This is a genomic window from Pseudomonas sp. ICBG1301, from assembly GCF_016918385.1.
Classification (GTDB): domain Bacteria; phylum Pseudomonadota; class Gammaproteobacteria; order Pseudomonadales; family Pseudomonadaceae; genus Aquipseudomonas; species Aquipseudomonas palleroniana.
The window spans coordinates 134,547-153,556 of the sequence record NZ_JAEKGB010000013.1 but is presented as its reverse complement, the minus strand read 5'-3'; the positions used below and the strand labels follow the sequence as shown (position 1 = coordinate 153,556).

Below are 19,010 nucleotides of genomic sequence, written 5' to 3'. Positions count from 1 at the left end.
CCACGAAGGACAAGCTATGAATGCCTACAGCGACGCCATCGATATCGCCATCATCGGCTCAGGGTTCGCCGGGCTGTGCATGGCGATCAAACTCAAGGAGGCCGGAGTCACCGACTTCCTGATCGCCGAGCAAGCCGAGACCCTCGGCGGCACCTGGCGTGACAACCATTACCCTGGCTGCGCCTGCGACGTGCAGTCCCATGTGTACTCGTTTTCCTTTGCCCCCAACCCGGACTGGACCCGGCAATTTGCCCCGCAGCCGGAGATCCGCGCGTATCTGGAGCATTGCGCCCGGCGTTATGAGCTGGCGTCCTTCCTGCGTTTTGGCATGGGCCTGCAACGCGCCGTGTTCGATGAACAGCAGCAACGCTGGCAGCTCAGCTTCAGCAATGGACGACACATCAGTGCGCGCGTGCTGATTTCGGGCATGGGCGGCCTGTCGCGCCCGGCGCTGCCGGATATTCCCGGGCTGGACAGCTTCAAAGGCAAGCGCTTCCACTCCCAGCAGTGGGACCACGCCTATTCATTGCGGGGCAAGCGCGTGGCGGTGATCGGCACCGGGGCCAGCGCCATTCAGTTCGTACCGCAGATCGCGCCGCTGGTGGCTCATCTGCAGCTGTTTCAACGCACACCGCCGTGGATCATGCCCAAACCGGACCGAAACATTTCGCGCTTCGAGCGCTGGGCGTTCAAGCACCTGCCGTTCACGCAGCGGCTGGTGCGCGGCGCGTATTATTGGGCGCTGGAAGGGCGTGTGCTCGGCTTCGCCCGGCACCCGCGCCTGATGAAAATGGTGCAGAAAATCGCCCTGCGCCACCTGCACAAACAAGTCACCCGCCCTTCCCTGCGCAAAACCCTGACACCGGATTACACCATCGGCTGCAAGCGCGTGCTGATCTCCAACGACTATTACCCGGCGCTCTCGCGCAGCAATGTCGAGGTCATCACCGACAGTGTGCTGCGTATCGAAGCCGACGGCGTGATCACCCGTGACGGTATCAAGCACCCGGCCGATTGCCTGATCTTCGGCACCGGTTTCCAGGCCACCGATCCATTGCCTCGGAACTGCATCATCGGCCGCGACGGGATCGACCTGATGGACACCTGGCACGAGGGCGCCCATGCCTACAAAGGCACCACCGTGCCGGGCTACCCGAACCTGTTCCTGATCGTCGGCCCCAACACCGGGCTGGGCCACAACTCGATGATTCTGATGATCGAGGCCCAGGTCAGCTACATCCTCGATGCCTTCAAGCAGATGCGGCGTCATCACATCGCCACAGTGGACATCAAGCCCGCCGTCGAAGATGCCTATAACCGTCGGTTGCAGGACAAGCTCAAGCGCACCATCTGGAACACCGGTGGCTGCCGCAGCTGGTACCTCGACCCGCGTACCGGCAAGAACACCACCTTGTGGCCCGGTTCGACCTGGCGCTTTAAACAGGTGACCCGCCAATTCGCGCTCAAGGATTACCTCACCCATCCGATCGCGACCAGCCCTTCCCTCCACCCGGTTCCAGCGCCCCACTCCAGCGCTGAAGGCAGCCTGTCATGAAGTCATTCAACGGCCGCGTGGCGGCAATCACCGGTGCGGCATCCGGCATGGGCCGCGCATTGGCCTTGGCCCTGGCGCGGGAAGGCTGCCACCTGGCACTCGCCGACAAGAACAGCCAGGGCCTGGAGCAGACACTGGCGCTGGTCCGGACCTCGAGCTTGTCGCCGGTGACGGTCACCACGCAGGTGCTGGACGTGTCCGATCGTCAGGCGATGGAGGCCTGGGCCGCCCGTTGCGTCGCTGACCATGGCCAGGTCAACCTGATCTTCAACAATGCCGGGGTGGCGCTGTCGAGCACCGTCGAAGGCGTGGATTACGCTGACCTGGAGTGGATCGTCAACATCAACTTCTGGGGCGTGGTGCACGGCACCAAGGCGTTCCTGCCGCACCTCAAAGCCAGCGGCGACGGGCATGTGATCAACACGTCCAGCGTATTCGGCTTGTTCGCCCAGCCCGGCATGAGCGGCTACAACGCCACCAAGTTCGCCGTGCGCGGCTTTACCGAAGCCTTGCGCCAGGAACTCGACCTGCAGCGTTGCGGCGTCTCGGCCACCTGCGTGCACCCCGGCGGCATCCGCACCGATATCTGCCGCAGCAGCCGCATCGACGCCAACATGACCGGTTTTCTCATCCACAGCGAACAACAGGCCCGCGCCGATTTTGAAAAGTTGTTCATCACCGACCCCGACCAGGCTGCCAAGGTGATTTTGCACGGCATCCGCAAAAACAAGCGCCGCGTGCTGATCGGCCGCGACGCCTACTTCCTCGACCTGCTCGCCCGTTGCCTGCCGGCGGCCTATCAAGCGCTGGTGGTCGTCGCCAGCAAACGCATGGCCCCCAAGCCACGCAGGCCGGTGTTTGAAACCAACGACGAGCCCCGTCACTGAACAGGAGAACGCACCATGCTGCCGATCCGCCGCGATATCCGTTTTGCCTTGCCTGCCGAGCGCATCAAGAACTGGCATGAACAAGGCCCGTTCATCACTCACTTCTTCAATGCCTTGTCATTGCTGTTTCCCCAGGGCGAGCTGTTTTTCATGGACAGTGTGCGCCACTACCGCTCACAGATTGAAGATCCCGCCTTGAAGGCCGAGATCCAGGGATTTATCGGCCAGGAGGCGATGCACAGCCGCGAACACGTGGCCTACAACGATCTGCTGCAAGCGGCCGGGTTGCCGGCACACACCCTCGACCGTCGTCTCAAATTCATCCTCGACCTGCAAAAAAAACACCTGCCGCCTTCGTTCAACCTGGCGGTGACCATCGCCCTTGAGCACTACACCGCGATGCTTGCAGAGATCCTGCTGAGCGACCCGTCGCGCTTTGGCGACTCGCTCAAGGGCTACCAGCAAATGTGGTATTGGCACGCCTTCGAAGAAACCGAACACAAGGCGGTGGCGTTCGATGTGTGGAACACAGTGATCAAGCCCGGCCCACTGCGCTACCTGTTGCGCACCGGCACCATGCTTACCACGACGGTGCTGTTCTGGTTGGTGGTGTTTGATTTTCACCTGCGCCTGCTGCTGGCCGATCGCACCTCAGGCGGGCACTTGAAGGGTTTCTGGCGCATGCTCAAGTTTTTGTACGGTCCCAAAGGGGTGTTCCCGCGCATGCTGCGGCCATGGCTGCATTATTTCAAACCGGGCTTTCACCCCTGGGATCACGACAACCGCGCACGCCTGGCGGGCATCGATAACCTGCTCGACGAGATAGAACGCACGCGACGCGGTTACGAATCGGCCTAGACCTGCGCCAAAGTTTCGCGTTCGCGCACGAAATCCGGCATCTGATCGCTGGGCAGCGCTTTGCTGAAATACCAGCCCTGGACAAACAATTCAGTGCCGGTGTTCAAGAAGGCCAGCTGCTCGGCGGTCTCCACGCCCTCGACCACGACGCCCAGGTTCAGCGCCTCGCAGAAACGCAACATGCCGGTCAGCACCTGGGCTCCCTTGGGGTCGCGTTGGGCGACGACAAAACTGCGATCGATCTTGATGAAGTCCACGGGAAACTGGTGCAGGTAACTCAACGCCGAAAACCCGGTACCAAAGTCATCGATATACACCTTGGCGCCTATCGATTGCAGTTTCTGGATGGTCTGGCGCGTGGCCTGGATATCACCGACCAATGCGTCTTCAGTAATTTCCACTGACACTCGCCCATGAGCCTGGGCAAGGATCTGCACCAGGCGATCACCATAGGCGGCGTGCGTCAGGGTCGAGCTGGAAATATTAATGGTCATCGGCAACTCGAAGCCAACCTTCTTCCATTGCTGATACTGGCGCACGGCCTGGGACGCCACCCAGACGTCCACATCGGGCATCAGCCGTGCCTGCGCCAGCCATTGCAGGAACTCCCAGGGGGAATGCACCACGCCCTGGTTGTCGCGGGCACGCATCAAGGCTTCGCAACCGGTGCACAGGCCGGTACGGATGGAGACCTGGGGCTGGAACTCCAGGTAGAACTCGTAATCGCTGATCTGCTGAATCCGGCTGAACTCCACCGCCTGGCGCGCTGCGCTGCGATGGGACGCCAGCACGGGGTCCAGCTCCAGCAAGCGGCCTTTTTCCTCGAGGCCGCGAAAAGTCATGTCCAGCGACTTGAGGTACACCGTACCGCTTTCATTGGCCTGGCGATGCATCGCCCGCACATACGGCGCATACACCAGAGTGCCGAGCCCCAGCAGTGCCAGTTGCAACACCACCGCGCCGATGTCGCCATGGGTACTCAGGTAGGCATTGAGCAATACCGGTGCGGTCAACGGCACGCTGGCCACCGCCGGCGATACCCAGCCCATCTGCACCACCACCAGGGCCACCATGGCGTTGAGCGCAGGCGCCAGCAGGAAGGGGATGAACAGACGCGGGTTGAGGATGATCGGCAATCCAAACAGCAGCACCTCGCTGACGTTGAACAACGACAGCGGCAAACTGGCAATTGCCAGCAGGCGCACGGTGTGGCTCTTGGAAAACAGCAGGATCGCAAACAGCAGGCACAACGCCGCGCCCGAGCCGCCGATAAATGCGAAACACCCCAACAGCCCGCTGTTGAGCAGGTATCGGCTGGGCTCCCCCGCCGCCAGCGACGCACCGTTGAGCACTACGGCCTGGTCCAGGACATCGAACAGCGGCTGCATGGCATACACTCCGTGAATGCCGAAAAACCACAACAACGAATTCATCATCGTGACGAACAACCCGCTGCCGTAGGGCGTTTGCAGCGCATCGAGCACCTGGGGCCCCTGGAGTTGCCCGACATAGGGAATCTGCAGCAAAGACGACAACACCAGCACCAATGACAGCGCCGTGATTGCACCCGGTAGCACCATGTTGATAGTGCCCTTGAGGTTGTGCCCCACCAGGTCCTCGTTGACCAGGCGCGTCCAACGAAAGCGGTGCAACCAGGCGATGGCCGGCACATTGATCAACGGTGACGCAATCGCGATAAACAGCACGAAGGTCGCCGAAGCCCGGGGATAATCACGCAGCACGAACGTGGCCACTACCACATGGGCAAGGCACAGGAAAGCGACCGGCAGCTGTGGCAGGCGATACTGAATGGCCAGCATGTACCCGATGGATGCGGCCACCAACAAGGGGATAACCGAGCTGATCTGGTTGTGCACCCCCGATAGAAAGCCCACTACTTGTGAGCTGAACCCCAGCACACTGGCGCACTCGGACAGGATCAGGAAGCCGGCGGACACCAGCAGGCACGGCAGGATCCACAGCAACCCCTCACGAATCGCGCGCAATGAATCCGTACTGGCCAGGGCCGCCAGGCGCTGAGTAAGGAAAAGCTTGAACAGCGTTTGCGCCATGACCCGTCCCTCTGCCTGTGACTCGCTGCAACGCTACACGTCCTGATGGCGGAAGCGAAAGCCTTTTGCCACTTATCCAGGGGCATTTTGGCGGTGGAAGCCCATCAGTTACGCCAATTTCCAGATGAATAATAGGAACTTTCCGACATAACCTGCTCCCTAAACTGATCTGAGTCGGTATCATCCGCGCCGTTCTGCGCATTAATGGATGTTGCAGACCGGATGAAAACCGGGCTACCCACTCAAGGATGTTGTCTGGAACGGAAGCAGGCACTCAGGAGAAGTTTTACCATGCAAGACAAACGCCCAAACCCTATGCGCCCGATCTTTGTCACCATGGTGCTGTGGCTGTGCAGCGTAGCGTTGCTGTTCATCATCAAAAACGTCATTGAAATCTTTACCGGCCCAGTCGCTGAAACCTGGATAGACCTGACCCTGGTGCTCACGGCCTACCTGATGTTTTTCCTGCTGGCGCCCTTGCAAAACTGGATACGCCGCAAGGCCCAGAAACGCGCTCGACGTCATCTCAGCCGGCCCTCCCCTGATATCGAGCCGCGTCGTTCACACTAAGGGGCCCCCTCTTGTCAGCCCAGTTGTATGACGTGACCGTTTGCCCCCTACCCTAGAGGCACCAGCAAGACCGCCTGCGGCCGAAGGCCTCGCGCAACTCGGCTGCCGTCACACTGCGCCGCTCGGGGCTCGTAGCCAACGCACAGCGCAGTGCAGGCCAGCAATGCCCAGGCAGTTGCCTGGGCCGGGTCAGCTTGGCGATGCAGCTGCGCTCACCCAGACGTTGGCCATGGGCCAGTTCATACAACACGCACGCGACACCGTACACATCGGCAGCAGCCGTCAACGCGCCACCGGCCAGCAGCTCCGGGGCCGCATACGCGGGCGTCCAAGCGTTGAAACGGTCGCGGCTGAGACTCGGCAAACCCGCCTTCGCCCATGCCGGCGTATAACCCAGGCCAAAATCGAATAAACGCACCCCGTCTTCACCGACCATGACATTGGCCGGTTTCACATCCCCATGCAGTATGTTTTGCTGATGGATATAAACCAGCGCATCCAGCAACTGGATGGCCAAGGGTTGCAGTTCCCGCCAGGGCAAACCCTCCGGGCATTCCAGCAACAACCGATCCAGGGTCATGCCGTGCAGCCACTCCATGGTAAAGAACGCGACCTGGCTGTGGGTGTCGACCTCGAACGAAAACATGCGCACCACACGGTCGTGGCGCAGGCTGCGTGTCAACGCAAACTCGCTGAACAACAGCACATGTGCATCGGGGCACGCCGAAAAGGTCTCATCCAGCCGCTTGAGCGCAACCCTGGAGCAGGGCTCACCAAACTGCTCGTGCAACAGGTCTCGTGCGCCATACACCACGCCCATCCCGCCCCGCCCCAACACGCGCTCAAGGTGATAGCGCCCCACGAGCAGGCCGGGAGGGGTCGACGCGGCGTTCAAGATTGCACCACGACAGCGGTCAGGTCATCCGCCGTTGGCCGGCACGACGCCCTGGCAAACAAGTGGTCCACCGCCTGCCGGGGTGCCCCCAGGCTCAACGCACATCCCAGGTCACCATGGCTGAGTGCCTGGTACAGACCGTCACTGCACAATAAAAATACATCGCCTGGGCGGGTGCTGAGTTCCAGCACTTCAAGCTGCAACCGCGAGCGCGCCCCGACGGCGCGGGTCAAGGCCCTGGCATCGGGGTGAGCCTGGGCTTGCGCCACGCTCAACAGGCGCTCATCCATCAGGCGCTGCGCCAGGGAATGGTCCCTCGACAACTGGTAAAGACTCTTATCGCGCCACAGATAACAGCGACTGTCACCCGCCCAGATACAGGCCGCACGCCCGTGCTCAAGCAACAGTGCAACCACGGTGCTGCCCATCATGACGTCGCCGCCCGTGGCGGGCGCCATTCGCACATCGCCCAACCGTTGATTGACGTCTTGCAAACGTTGGCGAAGCGCGCCAACCCGTCGGTCAAGGTCACCCTCGGCCGACATTGCCGCCAGGCTGCTGACCACCCACTGGCTGGCGACCTCGCCATGGCGATAGCCGCCCATGCCATCCGCCACAGCCCAGCAGCCTCGCTGCGGGCAGTCCAGGAAGGCGTCCTCATTGCGGGCTCGCGCTCGCCCTTGCTGCGAACGCCCGGCACTGCGCCATTGATGCTGGCCGCAGCTCATAGCTGCTCCGGTAATCGGAAAGTGCGCCAGGTATCGATTTCAAACGGCCCGGGCGTACGTTGACTGGTCAGCAAGAAGTTGGCGCGCAAGCCGGCCAGGTTCGCCTTGAACAACTGGGCGTTGCGCCCACTGGCAGGCTCTTTCTGCAACAAGTCAAACAACCTGAACAACGACCAGGCCCCGGCACTTTTTTCAAGGCCCAATGGCCGTTGCCCCGCGCCTCGTTCCAGAACCAGGCTGCTGCGACCATTATCCGCGTCGCTCGGCCAATGGAACATCATGGGCAGGATCGGCCCGTGGCGGTACTCCAACTGCTTGTCGCCAACCCGCAGGATCGCCCGGCTGACCGACTGGTCCAGGCTATAGGGCGCCAGGGTAAACCGGACTGACAGCTCTCCCTGCTCCTCAGTGAAAAAACCGCGACGGATCACCTGGGCTTTCGTCAGTTGGTCCAACAGAAAGCGTGAGACCGGTAAGTTTTGCCCATCCATGCCCCGTAACCGGTAGCGGTTGCCGTCGGCACTGACGAAGGGTCGCAGGTAACCTTCATAAAAACGTACCAGAACGCCCTGAGGCTTGAAAAACTCATGAAAGTCGTTGAGGGCCACATCGCTGGTTGCATGGGCGTTGAACGGGTAACGCTGGCGAATCGCCCTGGCATAGAGTGGGTGCACGTCGCTCTGGTAGCGCTGGTTGACATGCGTATAGGCCTGTTCCAGCAAGTGACGCCAACTGTCATCAGCGATGCCCTCGACCCAGCCCGCCAACGGCAGCGGCAAACGGGCGGCTGCATCACGCAGCGTACCCAGTACATCCGGTTGCCCCTCCATGCGCCGCTTGACCCTGAGGAAAGCCGCCTGCTCCGGTGAGCTGTCTCGGTTGAGGGCCGCCAATTGCAGATGCAATTCGTCCAGCAAGCGCGATGCCTGGGTCAATTGCGCGCCTGGGTTTTCCTGCTCATCGAGCAATTGATGCAAGGGTTCAAAACGCCGTTGCAACGCCCGCCGCCCGGCGTCGGGAAACATCGCCTGCGCTGCCGCCGCCGAGGTCAAGGGGCCCAGCTCACCGGTTTGCTGGGCCACTTTGCCCAGAAGCTCATGCCCCGCCAGCAAACGGGTGTTTTCACGCAGTTGCAGCAACAGCTGGATCAGCGGGGATTGAGCGGAGGTCAGGTCCGCCAGCTGCTCGGCGTCCTGGCGCAGATTGTCGGTCGGCAGCAGCCTGAGTCGGCCCAGAGCGGCAGCCCAGACATCGGCATACTCACTGAAGTAGCGTTGCTGCAATTGGACCATCAACCGACGCAAATCCATGGCACCCAGATCAGTGCCCTCCCCCAATACCCAGTTGTCCTGTGCGATAGCATTCACCAGTCGCGGCCCCTGGGCCTCGAAATACTGCACATACTTTTTTGTATAGAAACCCGGAATCGGTGGGTCGATGGCGGCGAATACCTTGCCCTCGGCCAGGCGTAGCGGTTCAAGGTGGCGCGACTGCTCGCGCAGCACGCGATAAATCCCCTCCGCCAACGACTCGCCTCGCAGCTCTGCACGTGCCTGCGCCACCAACTCCTCGTTGAGATGCGCCGTGAACGGCTGTTCAAGCAAGCGCACCCAGTGCTGATTCAAGCGCGCCTGCACCGAAGCGTTGCCGGCAAAACCGGCGGCCCAATGGCCCGCCACCTGTTGCGCCAGCCAGCGGGTATCGCGCCGCTCGCGCAGGTTGAGCATCAGGTAAGCGCGCAGGTTTTCCACCAGGCGCTCCCGATCCCCAAGGCTGGCGCGTACCTGGTCTTCAAGCAGCGCCGTGACGTGGGCCAGGAGCCGCTGGTGCAACGCCTGCTCATAGGCTCGAACCAGGAGCGGGCGACTCAACTCGCCCTGATACAAACCTGCTCGCTCCACCAGCCGGGTGCCTGCCACATCCGGGAAAACCTGGGTTGCCGACAGGTGCGCATCCAACACAGCCACAAGATTCAAGGCGGCATCGCCACCCTGCGGGACGCTCGAAACTGAAGTTGCCAATGCCGCTATCTGAGCCAGGCGTTGCTGGTTCAGCGAATAGCTGTACATCCACAGCCCTCCGACCCCACAGATCACCAGCGCTGCTGCCAATGCCTGCAGCCCCTGACGCCGCCGTATGCGCTGTTGCTCGTGGGCCTGCAAACCGGCGAGGTCGGCTTCGGCGAATATCACCCGGCTGAACAGGCCTTGGACAAAGTGGTTGCGCCTGCCATTGGCGCAGGTCAAGTAGAACCCTCGCAGACCATTGACGCGCTGATAGCGATGAGCGGAAAAAGCCAGCTCGATGAACAGGCAAAGGCGCTCGCCCAGGCGCGCAACCTGCTGCGGGAAACCCAGCATTTGGCCACGACGGTCGGCATTACGCTCCTGATGCAATCGAGCGATCAGTTGATCATTCAAACGTTGCAGCAACTGCTCGAACGCCAGGTGAACCTGAGCGACTTCAATACCCGTTTTGCCAGGCTCAAGTGGCTGGCCAAGCAAGCTATCGGCAGCTTCTCCCAGGGGCGAGTCGAAGAACTCAGCAAACCCCGGCAGCCGATCAGCCTGGGTCAATACCAGATAAATCGGCACATCCACATGCAGCACCTGCAGGATTTCCTGCAAACGTGAATGCACGGCCCGTGCATGCTGCTCCAGATCATGCTCACTGTCGCTCGTCAGCCGCTCTACCGAAAGCGTCACCACCACGCCGTTGAGCGGCCGCGCGCGGCGCCGCCACTTGAGCAGGCGCAGCAGCGCTGTCCAACCGGTCGCATCGACTGAAACGTCAGGCTGTAACAGGTAACGCCCCGGCGTATCGATGAGCACGCCTTCGTCGGCGAAGTACCAGTCACAGTGAACGCCGCCGCTCGTCGGCGTCCCCCCCGCCTGGTCGAACGGCGACGGCAAGCCGGCGGCGGCCAACAGCTGCGTCTTGCCACTGCCGCGCTCACCGATCAACAGATACCAGGGCAAGTCACGGCGCCAACGCTGGTTATGCTCGCCATAGCGCCGGGACGTCTTCAACAACTGAACGGCCTGCTTGAACCGACCGCGTACATGCCGGTGCTCCTCCTCGACCCATTTCAATGGCTGCCGGCGTGCCCGCCGCCCTGGTTTCGCGAGGCCGGCAACTCGGCCCCCGCCCGCCAGCGCCATCGCAATGCCCCACAGCAGAAACAACACACTGATGCTGACCAGCCGGGCCGCCGAACCTTGCCAAAACCGATGATCGTCCACGGCCAATAACGGCCCGATCCACCACACCACAGCAGCGCTGCACAGCACCAGTAAAAGGCTCCAGACCCAAACCGTGCCCAGCACAGCGCCCGCGCCCTTGAAGAATGCGTTCATTCATTGCTCCCAGCGTTTACAAAGGCGTCTGGTTCAAATCCGACGCCGACAGTTGAAGGGGTTGCAGCGCATTCGCCCGCTCTTTGCCGAGCACCCAGGAAAACCCGGTGTACATCACCAACAAACAGGCCAAGACAAAGGCCACAAACCACGGGACTGGGATCAGGCGTAACGGCCTGCGGCGACGCGACAAGTCCCTGGCAGGAAGCACAGGTTCCACCGGCAGATCGCCGCGCACTTGCCGGATCTGTCGATACAATCCATCGCGAATGGCTTCGAGTTGCAGCCCGCCTCGCTCCATGACCCGATATTTGCCTTCAAACCCCAAACTCAGGCACAGGTAGATCAACTCCAGGACGGCCAGGTGTTTCACCGGGTCGCGAGACAATCGTTCCAGGAGTTGAAAGACCTTTTCGCCGCCGAAGGTTTCATGGTGAAAACGGCTTAACAGGCTCATCTTCGACCAGTCGCTTCTGGCCCCCCACGGGGTGGTGACGACGGCTTCATCAATGACACTGCACAATACGTAGCGCGCCGACATGACCTGGCTGCTCTCGATGCCGCTCTGCAAGCTGCGGGCTTCGAATTGAGTGACCGCCGACAATAACCGGTCGTTGATCGTATCCAGTTGCTCACGTGCGGAGCAGCCCTTGAGTTGGACCAACTCCGACAACAGCTCCCAGGCCGCCGTCACCAGGGGGTTGAGGCCCACCTTGAAACGCTGCGCCCCCAACAGATGGCCCGCATAAATCATCCGGTCTTCCAACTGCTCATAACGCGGCGGCGCTGGAAAGTCGGTCATCGGCCCCTGTGCCGGTCCGCGACCTTCATGGTCAAGCAGCACGGTCTTTTCGTCCTGCGGGTAGTCACTGTCCATAGCGTTCAATTCCTAATGGCCCAGAAGTTGAGTTCAATCCCGGCAAAATCCCCGCCTACATGGAAAGCGAAGCCACCTGACTGCTCCAGCTGCGCGATGTCGTGGGCATTCATATCGAGCATGAAATAGGTCTTGCCGGCATGAAATGGAATCTGTCGCGGTGCCACAGGCAATGGCTTGACCTTGATGCCTGCCAGATGCAGGTTGACCAGCTCACGGATGCGTTCGACGGGGCCGACTTTCAGATGGGCCGGCAGCCGATTGCGCAGTTCCTCAGAGTCACATTGCGCAGTCGCCGCCAGGATGAATGTCGCAGTGCCGAGCAATTTCAAGTCGCTCACCGGGCAGACCAACACCCCGTATTGACGTTGCTGCAACGTCAGCTCGACGGCGTGCTGTTCGAGCACGACCGACAACGCGGCACGCACTTGCGCCGTCAGGCCGCGGAAGCTGCCTGCCTGGTCAGCATGCTGGTAATGCACGTCCAGGTGGGCACGCTTGCTGTCGTAGGTGAACGTTGATAACTCACCAAGCAACGACACCAGTGCCCGGAACAGCGTCTCAGGGCGCACCAAAGGCTGGCTCAAGTAATGACGCAACTCCAGCTCGGTGCGATTGATCACTTGCAGCATCAGGAAATCGCCCACATGGCTTCCGGCTGCCGTACCCTCGCCGCACATCCGCGCAGCAATGGCATCCCCTCGACTGGCCAGCAGGCTGATGACCTCCTGCAGGCACGACGACACATACCCGCAGTCCTGCACAAAAATAAAGGCCGGTATGAACTCCCTGTCCAGGCTCAAACCACTTTCACCCGACGACACCAGTACCTGGGCGACCTTGAGTTTCACGAAGCCCGTATCGCTCTCCCCTTCGTCCAGCAGAAGGCGCAAATCGGGGCGTGCGCAGTTGATCCGGCAAGGGGAACCCATGCCGGCGTTCGAATCCCCCACTTCGACTTCACAGGCGATATAGCGGGCCAGCACCTCGCTCTGGGACGGTTGACGGGTTTCAACCTGATTGCCGGTGACCAGGGGGAGCGCCAGGTAAACCGCGTGTTTGCCCGAATCTGCAGGCACGTCCAGCACCAGAGGCTCCATGACTGCGCTCAGGTCGAAGAAGCTGCCATCCGGCAAAACGCCACTGGCTTGGTTGATCACCAGCTTGCCCAGGTTGAGGTACTGCTCATTGAGTTCCAGCGTCAGGAAGCCCCAGGCATCATTGCCCAACAAGCGCGTGCGGTTGAGTTGCTGCTGGTAATAGCGGTCGTTGTGCTGCAAGTGCTGCGGCCGTAACAGCATGCCTTCCTGCCAGATGACTTTGTGAACCTGCATGTCATTGCATCTCCGTGCCGGAGAGCGGGCCGGCAATACGAACCCCGGCTTTGTCCAGTACCAGGTCGGCACGGTTCAGGTGTCGCGGCGTCACTGGCAGTAGCAGCCGCCACTGCACATGCGGCAAATCCCGATAGGCCGCCAGTACCCCCACGAAACGGCTTTCCGGTCGAACACTAAGCTTGAGGGCCAGGCGGTCACCCGGACGCAATTCTATCTCTTCACTGCTCACCCAATCCTTTGGCAGCACCTGTTCGGCATGGTTATACAGGCTGAAGAAGTCGGCATTCTCGAAGGCTACTGCATGACGCAGTTCAATCAGGTGCACCACCACCGGCGAGGGTCGATCGTGAAGGTCGGGGTTTACCTGTTCGGTGGCTGTCAGCACCACATCCAGTTTGGTCAATGTCGACAAAGGTGACAGCGCCGTGCAGCCGGCCAACAGGCTGCACAAGCACAGCATGAATCTGAGGGGTGTTCGATGCATGAATATCATCCTGGATAATCGATGTGCAGGGCTGAGGCCAGATGTACCTGTTCCTCATAAGCCCTGGCGAACTCGCGGCCCAGCAGGGGATCGTTGAACTGATCGTCCTCGGCAAGACGTTGGTAATGGCGCTGGTAAGCCCGCCAGTACCCAGCGTCGCTGAAAAACCTGGAAGGCTTGCGCTGGGACTCCAGGCTCAACAGCAAATGCCCAGGGGCGAAGACGGCATGTGCGTGACGCAATGCACTGCGACACGCCGCCAGCAGAGCCACCTGATGGATTTGCCCGTCTTTATGGGCCTGGGTAATGGCGCGCTCGGCAGAGCATTGATCCAGCGCCTGCGCACCTAACATCGCGGTTAATACAGCCGGGGTATCCACACAGACCGCCAAGGGATTTTGCCTCTGCGCCGACCTGTCGGCAGATGCCGGCATCAGTTCGTTCTTCAGCGCTTCACGGGTGCGCAGATTTTGTTGCAACCCTTCGATCGCCACGCGAAAAAGGTGCGCCACCTTGATAGCCAACGCCGCACGGCCCGGTCCGTCAAGGTGGTCCAGATCCATGCCCAGGGCAGCAGCAAACGGCGTCCAAAACGACTCCTCAACGGCGGCTCCAGGCGCGAGAATTGCGTCCGTGGCGGCCTCCACTGGCGGCTCCGCCCGGCGAGGCATGACCAGAAACGCCCTGTCGGCCGCGTGCCGTTCCTGCCATGCACCCGGCTCCTCGCTGCTCTCGCTCAAGGCTTGCAGCTCATTCGAGGCAACCTGCCGCTGCTGTTCAAGGGCCAGCGCCTGCAAGGGGTCAAGCCCCAGGAAGGCGTCATCGGGGATCGGTCCTCCCGCGCCGACCAGCGCTACTTCCGGACCGCGCTGTGCTTCCATCAACCCGGCACGCATCACCAGCGCCCCCAACTGAAAAACGTCGCCATGGCTGATGGGGCGCGCCTGTCCTTTGCGCAAGCGCTCGGGGCTGCCCGCCACGCCAATCCCGTTGCGACTGATGTCGGTCAAGAAATAGCGGCCCTCGCGGTAACCGATCAACCCATGGTGGCTGGAAAGCAATCGACTGGGATCGTGAATCACCCAGTCACAACCGGAACCGCGGCCAATCACGCCGCCGACACGGTCAAAGACTTTACGGGCCAAGGGCACGGGTGCGCCGCCCTCGCTCCCACACACTTCAAGTACGAGCTGCATCGTCAAGCATCCCTATTCACTGGCCACGAGTAATCGCCTGCGGGTCACCCAGCGGTCGATAATCGGCGTCATCGAAAACGTAGTTGGCGTTACAGCCACCCAGCAAACACAACACAAGCACCACGGCTTGCCATGGACGGTCAGGCATTTGGTTTCTCCCAGAATGAAAAGGCAGGCCGGCTCATTTCGATGAAGGCGGCATGTGTTCCAGCAAGATTCAAGTTCGCACTCAGCACTCTTCCCTCGCGTCCCACTGGGGAATGTTCAAACGAGCGAGTCGGTAGAGCAGCGTGCGTCGGGCGACGCCCAATTCCCGTGCGGTGCGGGTCCGGTTGCCACGGTTCTTGTGCAGGCAATCGAGCAGGAACACCCGTTCCACCCGCTCCATGCGCTGGCGCAGCGTTACATCATCGCCAGCCGATGCGGCCGGTGTCGGTGGCAGCGACAGGTGCGTCGGCAGGATCACGTCGTCGTCACACAGCAGTACGGCGCGCTCGACCAGGCACTTGAGTTCGCGCACGTTGCCGGGGAAGCGATGATTCAACAGTTGATCCAGGGCAGCATTCGACCATCCCACCGGCGCCCTCCCCAGCGTCGTGCACGCGTTTTGCGCGAAATGCCGCGCCAGCAACGGCACGTCGCCGTCGCGCTCACGCAAGGCAGGCAGTTGGATCGGGAACTGAGCGAGCCGGTAATACAGATCTTCACGAAAACTACCCTCGGCAACCATCGCAGCCAGGTCGCGATGGGTGGCCGCAATGATGCGTACATCAACCTTATGGGCCGCATTGGCGCCTAACGGGCGTACCTCGCCTTCCTGCAATACCCGCAGCAGCTTGGCCTGTAACGCAAGCGGCATATCGCCGATTTCATCGAGCAGCAACGTACCGCCGTCGGCCGCGTCAAACAGCCCGGAATAATTGCGTTCGGCGCCGGTGAACGCACCTTTGCGGTAACCGAATAGCTCACTCTCCAACAGCCCTTCGGGGAATGCTGCGCAGTTCTGCACCACGAAGGCTTTGCCGCCACGCGGCCCGGCTGCATGGATGGCACGGGCGACCACCTCCTTGCCGGTACCGGTTTCACCACAGAGCAACACGGTGTAAGGAGAATGCAGGACCTTGCCGAGCAACTTGCAGGTCTGCTCCATCGCCGGGCTGGTGCCGATCAAGCCGTACGCTCCGGCCAGGGGCATACTGCGCCTCGGGTCTGGAATGCCGGACACCGGTTGCACCTGCCGCAGCATCCGCAGTTGGTTCAAGGCAAAACTACCCAGTTGCCCCAACGCCGCTGCATGGCCTTGCAGTTGAATGCAGCGCCGGCTGGCGCATAGCAATACACCCGTGGCGCCACCGCTCCGGTTGAACAGCGGCACACTCAACAGGGCACACCAAGGTGCACCCAAGGCCGGCAAGAAACCGATGTCATACAGACTGCTTTGCACCGTATCCAAGCCAAGCGCACGCCCCTGGCTCAAGGTGTAATGCAGCAGTTGCTGGTTTCTCAGGTCAGGACACTCGCCTGCGCCAGCTCGCCACGTACTCCCGGGCATATGCTGGGCAATCAGATCGAGCCGATCGCTCACTTCATCGAGCAGGTATAACTGGCTGAGTTCACACCCGCTCAGTCGCGCCGCGCCTGCGACACACACATCGGGCAGTGAGGTTTCATCGCAGTCGAGCCCCAAGCGTGTGAAGCAATCCAGAAAGATATCGGTATCAGCCTGCGGACCGGGCTGTTGTGCAAAGCGATTGTCGGTCATTGGCTGAACTCGCAGGTGGGCCAGCCACTCCCATCGAGGCTCGCATGCACCCGGGACATCGCCTCATCCCTAGCCGTAGCGTCGAGAAGGCCGTCCACCATCTGTGGCAGCAAGTGGCGCTCAATCCATTGATCGATGTATCGCGCACCGCTGTCCCCATCGGCGCAACGCTCGGTCATATGCGCAACCAACTCAGGTGTGTAGGTGAATGCAAGCTTGCGTTGATGTAAGCGTGTGCCCACATTCGCCAGCTTGAGTTTCGCTACATCACCCAACACGTCGCCTGAGAGCGGGTAATACGGCACGACGCGCATCCGTGCCAACAAGGCCGGCTTGAAGTGGTTGCGCAAGACGGGGTAGATAGCGTCTTGCAGCACCTGGGGCTCAGGCCGGCGTCCATCGCCACACAGTTCACTGATGCGGTCACTGCCGAGGTTGGAGGTCAGCAGGAGCAACGTATTGCGAAAATCGATCTCCCTCCCCTCGCCATCGTTGGCGCGCCCTTTGTCGAAAACCTGGTAAAACAGGCTCAACACCTCCGGGTCGGCTTTCTCTACCTCGTCGAGCAACACCACCGAGTAAGGGCGCTGGCGTACGGCCTCCGTCAGCACCCCACCTTCGCCGTAACCGACATAACCCGCAGGCGCCCCGATCAAGCGCGAGAGCGTGTGCTTCTCCTGGTATTCCGACATATTGATGGTGGTAACAAAACGCTCGCCGCCATACAAAAGATCCGCCAGGGCCAGTGCCGTTTCAGTCTTGCCGACACCGCTCGGCCCCACCAACAAAAATACGCCTGCGGGTGCATCCGCGTTGTTCAGGCCGGCGGCAACAGCACGTAAAGCGCGGTCAAGGGCTTGCACCGCGTGCTCCTGTCCCAGGATGCGCTTACGCAGGGCGCCGGCCAGGCCGAGGATTTTTTCATCCGGTTCAAGGGCCAACTGCTCGACCGGGATGCCGGTCCAGGCGCTGATAACGCGAGCCACCTGATGCGGGCACACCTCAAGGTTCTGAGTGGGTTGCCCGCACGACTGCTCCAACGCCTGATGCTGTCGCTCAAGCGCTTCAAGACGCAGGTTCAAGGTTTGCAGCGCCTGGGTATCCACGGGCAATCCGAGGTCGGTGTCTCGACTTAACGCCCGCTGTTGGCGTCGACCTTCGCCCAGCTCCACACACAGTTTCTGCAACGCCTCAGGTGGCATTGCCTGGCGCGTGCGAACCGCGGCACAGGCGGTGTCCAGCACATCCACAGCCTTGTCCGGCAACTGCCGCCCCACCAGATAGCGAGCGCTCATATGCGCCGCCGCGACGACAGCATCATCGCGAACATAAACGCCGTGGCTTTCCTCATAAACAGGAACCAGGCCACGCAGGATGGACACCGCCGCCTCGACACTGGGTTCATCGACCGACACTGGCTGGAAGCGCCGCGCCAACGCCGGGTCCTTCTCAATGTACTGCTTGTACTCCGACCAGGTGGTGGCGGCGATGGTCCGCAAGGCTCCCCGCGCCAGCGCCGGCTTGAGCAGGTTTGCCGCATCGGCACCGCCCGCCTGTGCCCCGGCACCGGTCAGGGTATGGGCCTCGTCGATAAACAGGATCACCGGCTCCGGCGATGCATTCACTTCATCGATGAGGCCTTTGAGACGCCGTTCGAATTCGCCCTTGAGGCTGGCGCCTGCCAGTAATAAGCCCATATCCAGGGTCAGTAAGCGAACCCCTTTCAGAGCCGCAGGCACCTGCGAAGCAACGATCTGCCGAGCAAGCCCTTCGACGATCGCCGTTTTGCCCACTCCGGCCTCTCCAACCAGCATCGGGTTGTTCTTGCGTCGTCGTACCAGGATCTCGATCAACTGGCGGATTTCCCCATCACGGCACAGCACCGGGTCGATCAACCCTTCACGCGCCTGTCGGGTCAGGTCATGGGTAAAACGCTGCAGTAGAGAAGCGCTGGCTACCGGTTCGGTTTCGGCAGGCTGGCTCGTCAGAAAATCACGTACCCGATCTGCATCCACGCGGCTCAGTACCTCGTGATAACCACTGCCCGCATACTCCAGTGGGTGACGCAGGAGTGCCAGCATCAATGCGCCGTGGTCCACGAAAGACTGCCCCAACTCAACATGAGCAACCATCAATGCCTGCTGCAGCCAACACACCAGTGCCTGCGCGAAGACCGGGTTGCGGGTTGCACTCTGCTCACTGCGGGGCTGCAAGGCTGCATGCAGCTCACCGGCGTTGACATTGGCGTCTGCCAATGCCTTGGCCATTACTCCCTCGGGATGCTCAAGCAAGGCCAGGAGCAAATCTTCCACTAACACTTCACGACCGCCGCGCATCACGCACCGCTCGGCCGCGCGCTCCAGGTCCTGGCGTGCCTGGGTTGTCAAGGTGCGGATCAGTTGTTGCAGGTCCACATTCATCATAACCATCAGT

General features: G+C 61.2%; 15 protein-coding genes. 4 read left to right on the top strand and 11 right to left on the bottom strand.

The features are described from left to right. The first annotated feature begins 16 nt into the window (after positions 1–16). Genes JBE38_RS24880 through JBE38_RS24870 form a run of 3 tightly spaced genes read left to right on the top strand, consistent with a single transcriptional unit; the run spans position 17 to position 3,300 of the window. Positions 17–1,555 (top strand): flavin-containing monooxygenase, encoded by a 1,539-nt coding sequence (locus JBE38_RS24880; RefSeq protein WP_205345373.1) that lies wholly within the window; start codon positions 17–19, stop codon positions 1,553–1,555. Beyond that, entirely contained in the window at positions 1,552–2,442 is an 891-nt protein-coding gene (locus tag JBE38_RS24875) for an SDR family NAD(P)-dependent oxidoreductase (RefSeq protein WP_205345372.1), read from the top strand. Before JBE38_RS24880 ends, JBE38_RS24875 begins: the two co-directional genes overlap by 4 nt. A 15-nt stretch (positions 2,443–2,457) precedes the next feature. Beyond that, entirely contained in the window at positions 2,458–3,300 is an 843-nt protein-coding gene (locus JBE38_RS24870; RefSeq protein ID WP_205345371.1) for a metal-dependent hydrolase, read from the top strand. Here the strand turns inward: JBE38_RS24870 and JBE38_RS24865 are convergent. After that, positions 3,297–5,372, bottom strand: a complete 2,076-nt coding sequence (locus JBE38_RS24865) for a PTS sugar transporter subunit IIC/EAL domain-containing protein (RefSeq protein ID WP_104993995.1) — start codon at positions 5,370–5,372, stop codon at positions 3,297–3,299. The two genes, JBE38_RS24870 and JBE38_RS24865, sit on opposite strands and share 4 nt — an antisense overlap. Before the next feature lie 291 nt (positions 5,373–5,663). Here JBE38_RS24865 and JBE38_RS24860 point away from each other — a divergent pair, with 291 nt between their 5' ends. Further along, positions 5,664–5,942 carry a hypothetical protein gene (locus JBE38_RS24860; RefSeq protein WP_060752596.1) on the top strand — a complete coding sequence of 93 codons (279 nt, stop codon included), beginning with the start codon at positions 5,664–5,666 and terminating at the stop codon, positions 5,940–5,942. 52 nt (positions 5,943–5,994) lie between these two features. Here JBE38_RS24860 and JBE38_RS24855 read toward each other — a convergent pair whose 3' ends face one another. The 10 genes from JBE38_RS24855 to JBE38_RS24810 all read right to left on the bottom strand — a co-directional run bounded on the left by JBE38_RS24855 (position 5,995) and on the right by JBE38_RS24810 (position 19,000). Then, positions 5,995–6,837 carry a serine/threonine-protein kinase gene (locus tag JBE38_RS24855; RefSeq protein ID WP_205345370.1) on the bottom strand — a complete coding sequence of 281 codons (843 nt, stop codon included), beginning with the start codon at positions 6,835–6,837 and terminating at the stop codon, positions 5,995–5,997. Then, positions 6,834–7,565, bottom strand: a complete 732-nt coding sequence (locus JBE38_RS24850; protein ID WP_090370615.1) for a PP2C family protein-serine/threonine phosphatase — start codon at positions 7,563–7,565, stop codon at positions 6,834–6,836. Before JBE38_RS24850 ends, JBE38_RS24855 begins: the two co-directional genes overlap by 4 nt. Beyond that, the gene (gene tssM / locus JBE38_RS24845) at positions 7,562–10,921 is read right to left on the bottom strand and encodes a type VI secretion system membrane subunit TssM (RefSeq protein ID WP_205345369.1); all 3,360 of its coding nucleotides are present in this window, start codon (positions 10,919–10,921) and stop codon (positions 7,562–7,564) included. Before tssM ends, JBE38_RS24850 begins: the two co-directional genes overlap by 4 nt. A 16-nt stretch (positions 10,922–10,937) precedes the next feature. Then, positions 10,938–11,798 (bottom strand): type IVB secretion system protein IcmH/DotU, encoded by an 861-nt coding sequence (gene icmH, locus JBE38_RS24840; protein WP_090370611.1) that lies wholly within the window; start codon positions 11,796–11,798, stop codon positions 10,938–10,940. A 5-nt stretch (positions 11,799–11,803) separates the two neighbouring features. Then, positions 11,804–13,132: a type VI secretion system baseplate subunit TssK gene (gene tssK / locus JBE38_RS24835; RefSeq protein ID WP_205345368.1), complete on the bottom strand. Its 1,329-nt coding sequence runs from the start codon at positions 13,130–13,132 to the stop codon at positions 11,804–11,806. Between the two features lies 1 nt (position 13,133). Further along, positions 13,134–13,619: a type VI secretion system lipoprotein TssJ gene (gene tssJ, locus JBE38_RS24830; RefSeq protein ID WP_104994002.1), complete on the bottom strand. Its 486-nt coding sequence runs from the start codon at positions 13,617–13,619 to the stop codon at positions 13,134–13,136. 5 nt (positions 13,620–13,624) lie between these two features. Further along, positions 13,625–14,815, bottom strand: coding sequence for a type VI secretion system-associated FHA domain protein TagH (gene tagH, locus JBE38_RS24825; protein WP_205345367.1), 1,191 nt, complete (start codon positions 14,813–14,815; stop codon positions 13,625–13,627). Between the two features lie 16 nt (positions 14,816–14,831). Continuing rightward, positions 14,832–14,963 (bottom strand): hypothetical protein, encoded by a 132-nt coding sequence (locus tag JBE38_RS24820; RefSeq protein ID WP_048729418.1) that lies wholly within the window; start codon positions 14,961–14,963, stop codon positions 14,832–14,834. 81 nt (positions 14,964–15,044) lie between these two features. Further along, positions 15,045–16,577 carry a sigma-54 interaction domain-containing protein gene (locus tag JBE38_RS24815; protein WP_205345366.1) on the bottom strand — a complete coding sequence of 511 codons (1,533 nt, stop codon included), beginning with the start codon at positions 16,575–16,577 and terminating at the stop codon, positions 15,045–15,047. Further along, positions 16,574–19,000, bottom strand: coding sequence for an AAA family ATPase (locus tag JBE38_RS24810; protein WP_205345365.1), 2,427 nt, complete (start codon positions 18,998–19,000; stop codon positions 16,574–16,576). Before JBE38_RS24810 ends, JBE38_RS24815 begins: the two co-directional genes overlap by 4 nt. Between the last annotated feature and the right edge of the window lie 10 nt (positions 19,001–19,010).

Excerpts from the sequence above, each read along its gene's own strand:
- JBE38_RS24880 (WP_205345373.1), top strand. The coding sequence starts at position 17 with ATGAATGCCTACAGCGACGCCATCGATATCGCCATCATCGGCTCAGGG.
- JBE38_RS24875 (WP_205345372.1), top strand. The coding sequence starts at position 1,552 with ATGAAGTCATTCAACGGCCGCGTGGCGGCAATCACCGGTGCGGCATCC.
- JBE38_RS24870 (WP_205345371.1), top strand. The coding sequence starts at position 2,458 with ATGCTGCCGATCCGCCGCGATATCCGTTTTGCCTTGCCTGCCGAGCGC.
- JBE38_RS24865 (WP_104993995.1), bottom strand. The coding sequence starts at position 5,372 with ATGGCGCAAACGCTGTTCAAGCTTTTCCTTACTCAGCGCCTGGCGGCC.
- JBE38_RS24860 (WP_060752596.1), top strand. The coding sequence starts at position 5,664 with ATGCAAGACAAACGCCCAAACCCTATGCGCCCGATCTTTGTCACCATG.
- JBE38_RS24850 (WP_090370615.1), bottom strand. The coding sequence starts at position 7,565 with ATGAGCTGCGGCCAGCATCAATGGCGCAGTGCCGGGCGTTCGCAGCAA.
- tssM (WP_205345369.1), bottom strand. The coding sequence starts at position 10,921 with ATGAACGCATTCTTCAAGGGCGCGGGCGCTGTGCTGGGCACGGTTTGG.
- icmH (WP_090370611.1), bottom strand. The coding sequence starts at position 11,798 with ATGGACAGTGACTACCCGCAGGACGAAAAGACCGTGCTGCTTGACCAT.
- tssK (WP_205345368.1), bottom strand. The coding sequence starts at position 13,132 with ATGCAGGTTCACAAAGTCATCTGGCAGGAAGGCATGCTGTTACGGCCG.
- tssJ (WP_104994002.1), bottom strand. The coding sequence starts at position 13,619 with ATGCATCGAACACCCCTCAGATTCATGCTGTGCTTGTGCAGCCTGTTG.
- tagH (WP_205345367.1), bottom strand. The coding sequence starts at position 14,815 with ATGCAGCTCGTACTTGAAGTGTGTGGGAGCGAGGGCGGCGCACCCGTG.
- JBE38_RS24820 (WP_048729418.1), bottom strand. The coding sequence starts at position 14,963 with ATGCCTGACCGTCCATGGCAAGCCGTGGTGCTTGTGTTGTGTTTGCTG.
- JBE38_RS24815 (WP_205345366.1), bottom strand. The coding sequence starts at position 16,577 with ATGACCGACAATCGCTTTGCACAACAGCCCGGTCCGCAGGCTGATACC.
- JBE38_RS24810 (WP_205345365.1), bottom strand. The coding sequence starts at position 19,000 with ATGATGAATGTGGACCTGCAACAACTGATCCGCACCTTGACAACCCAG.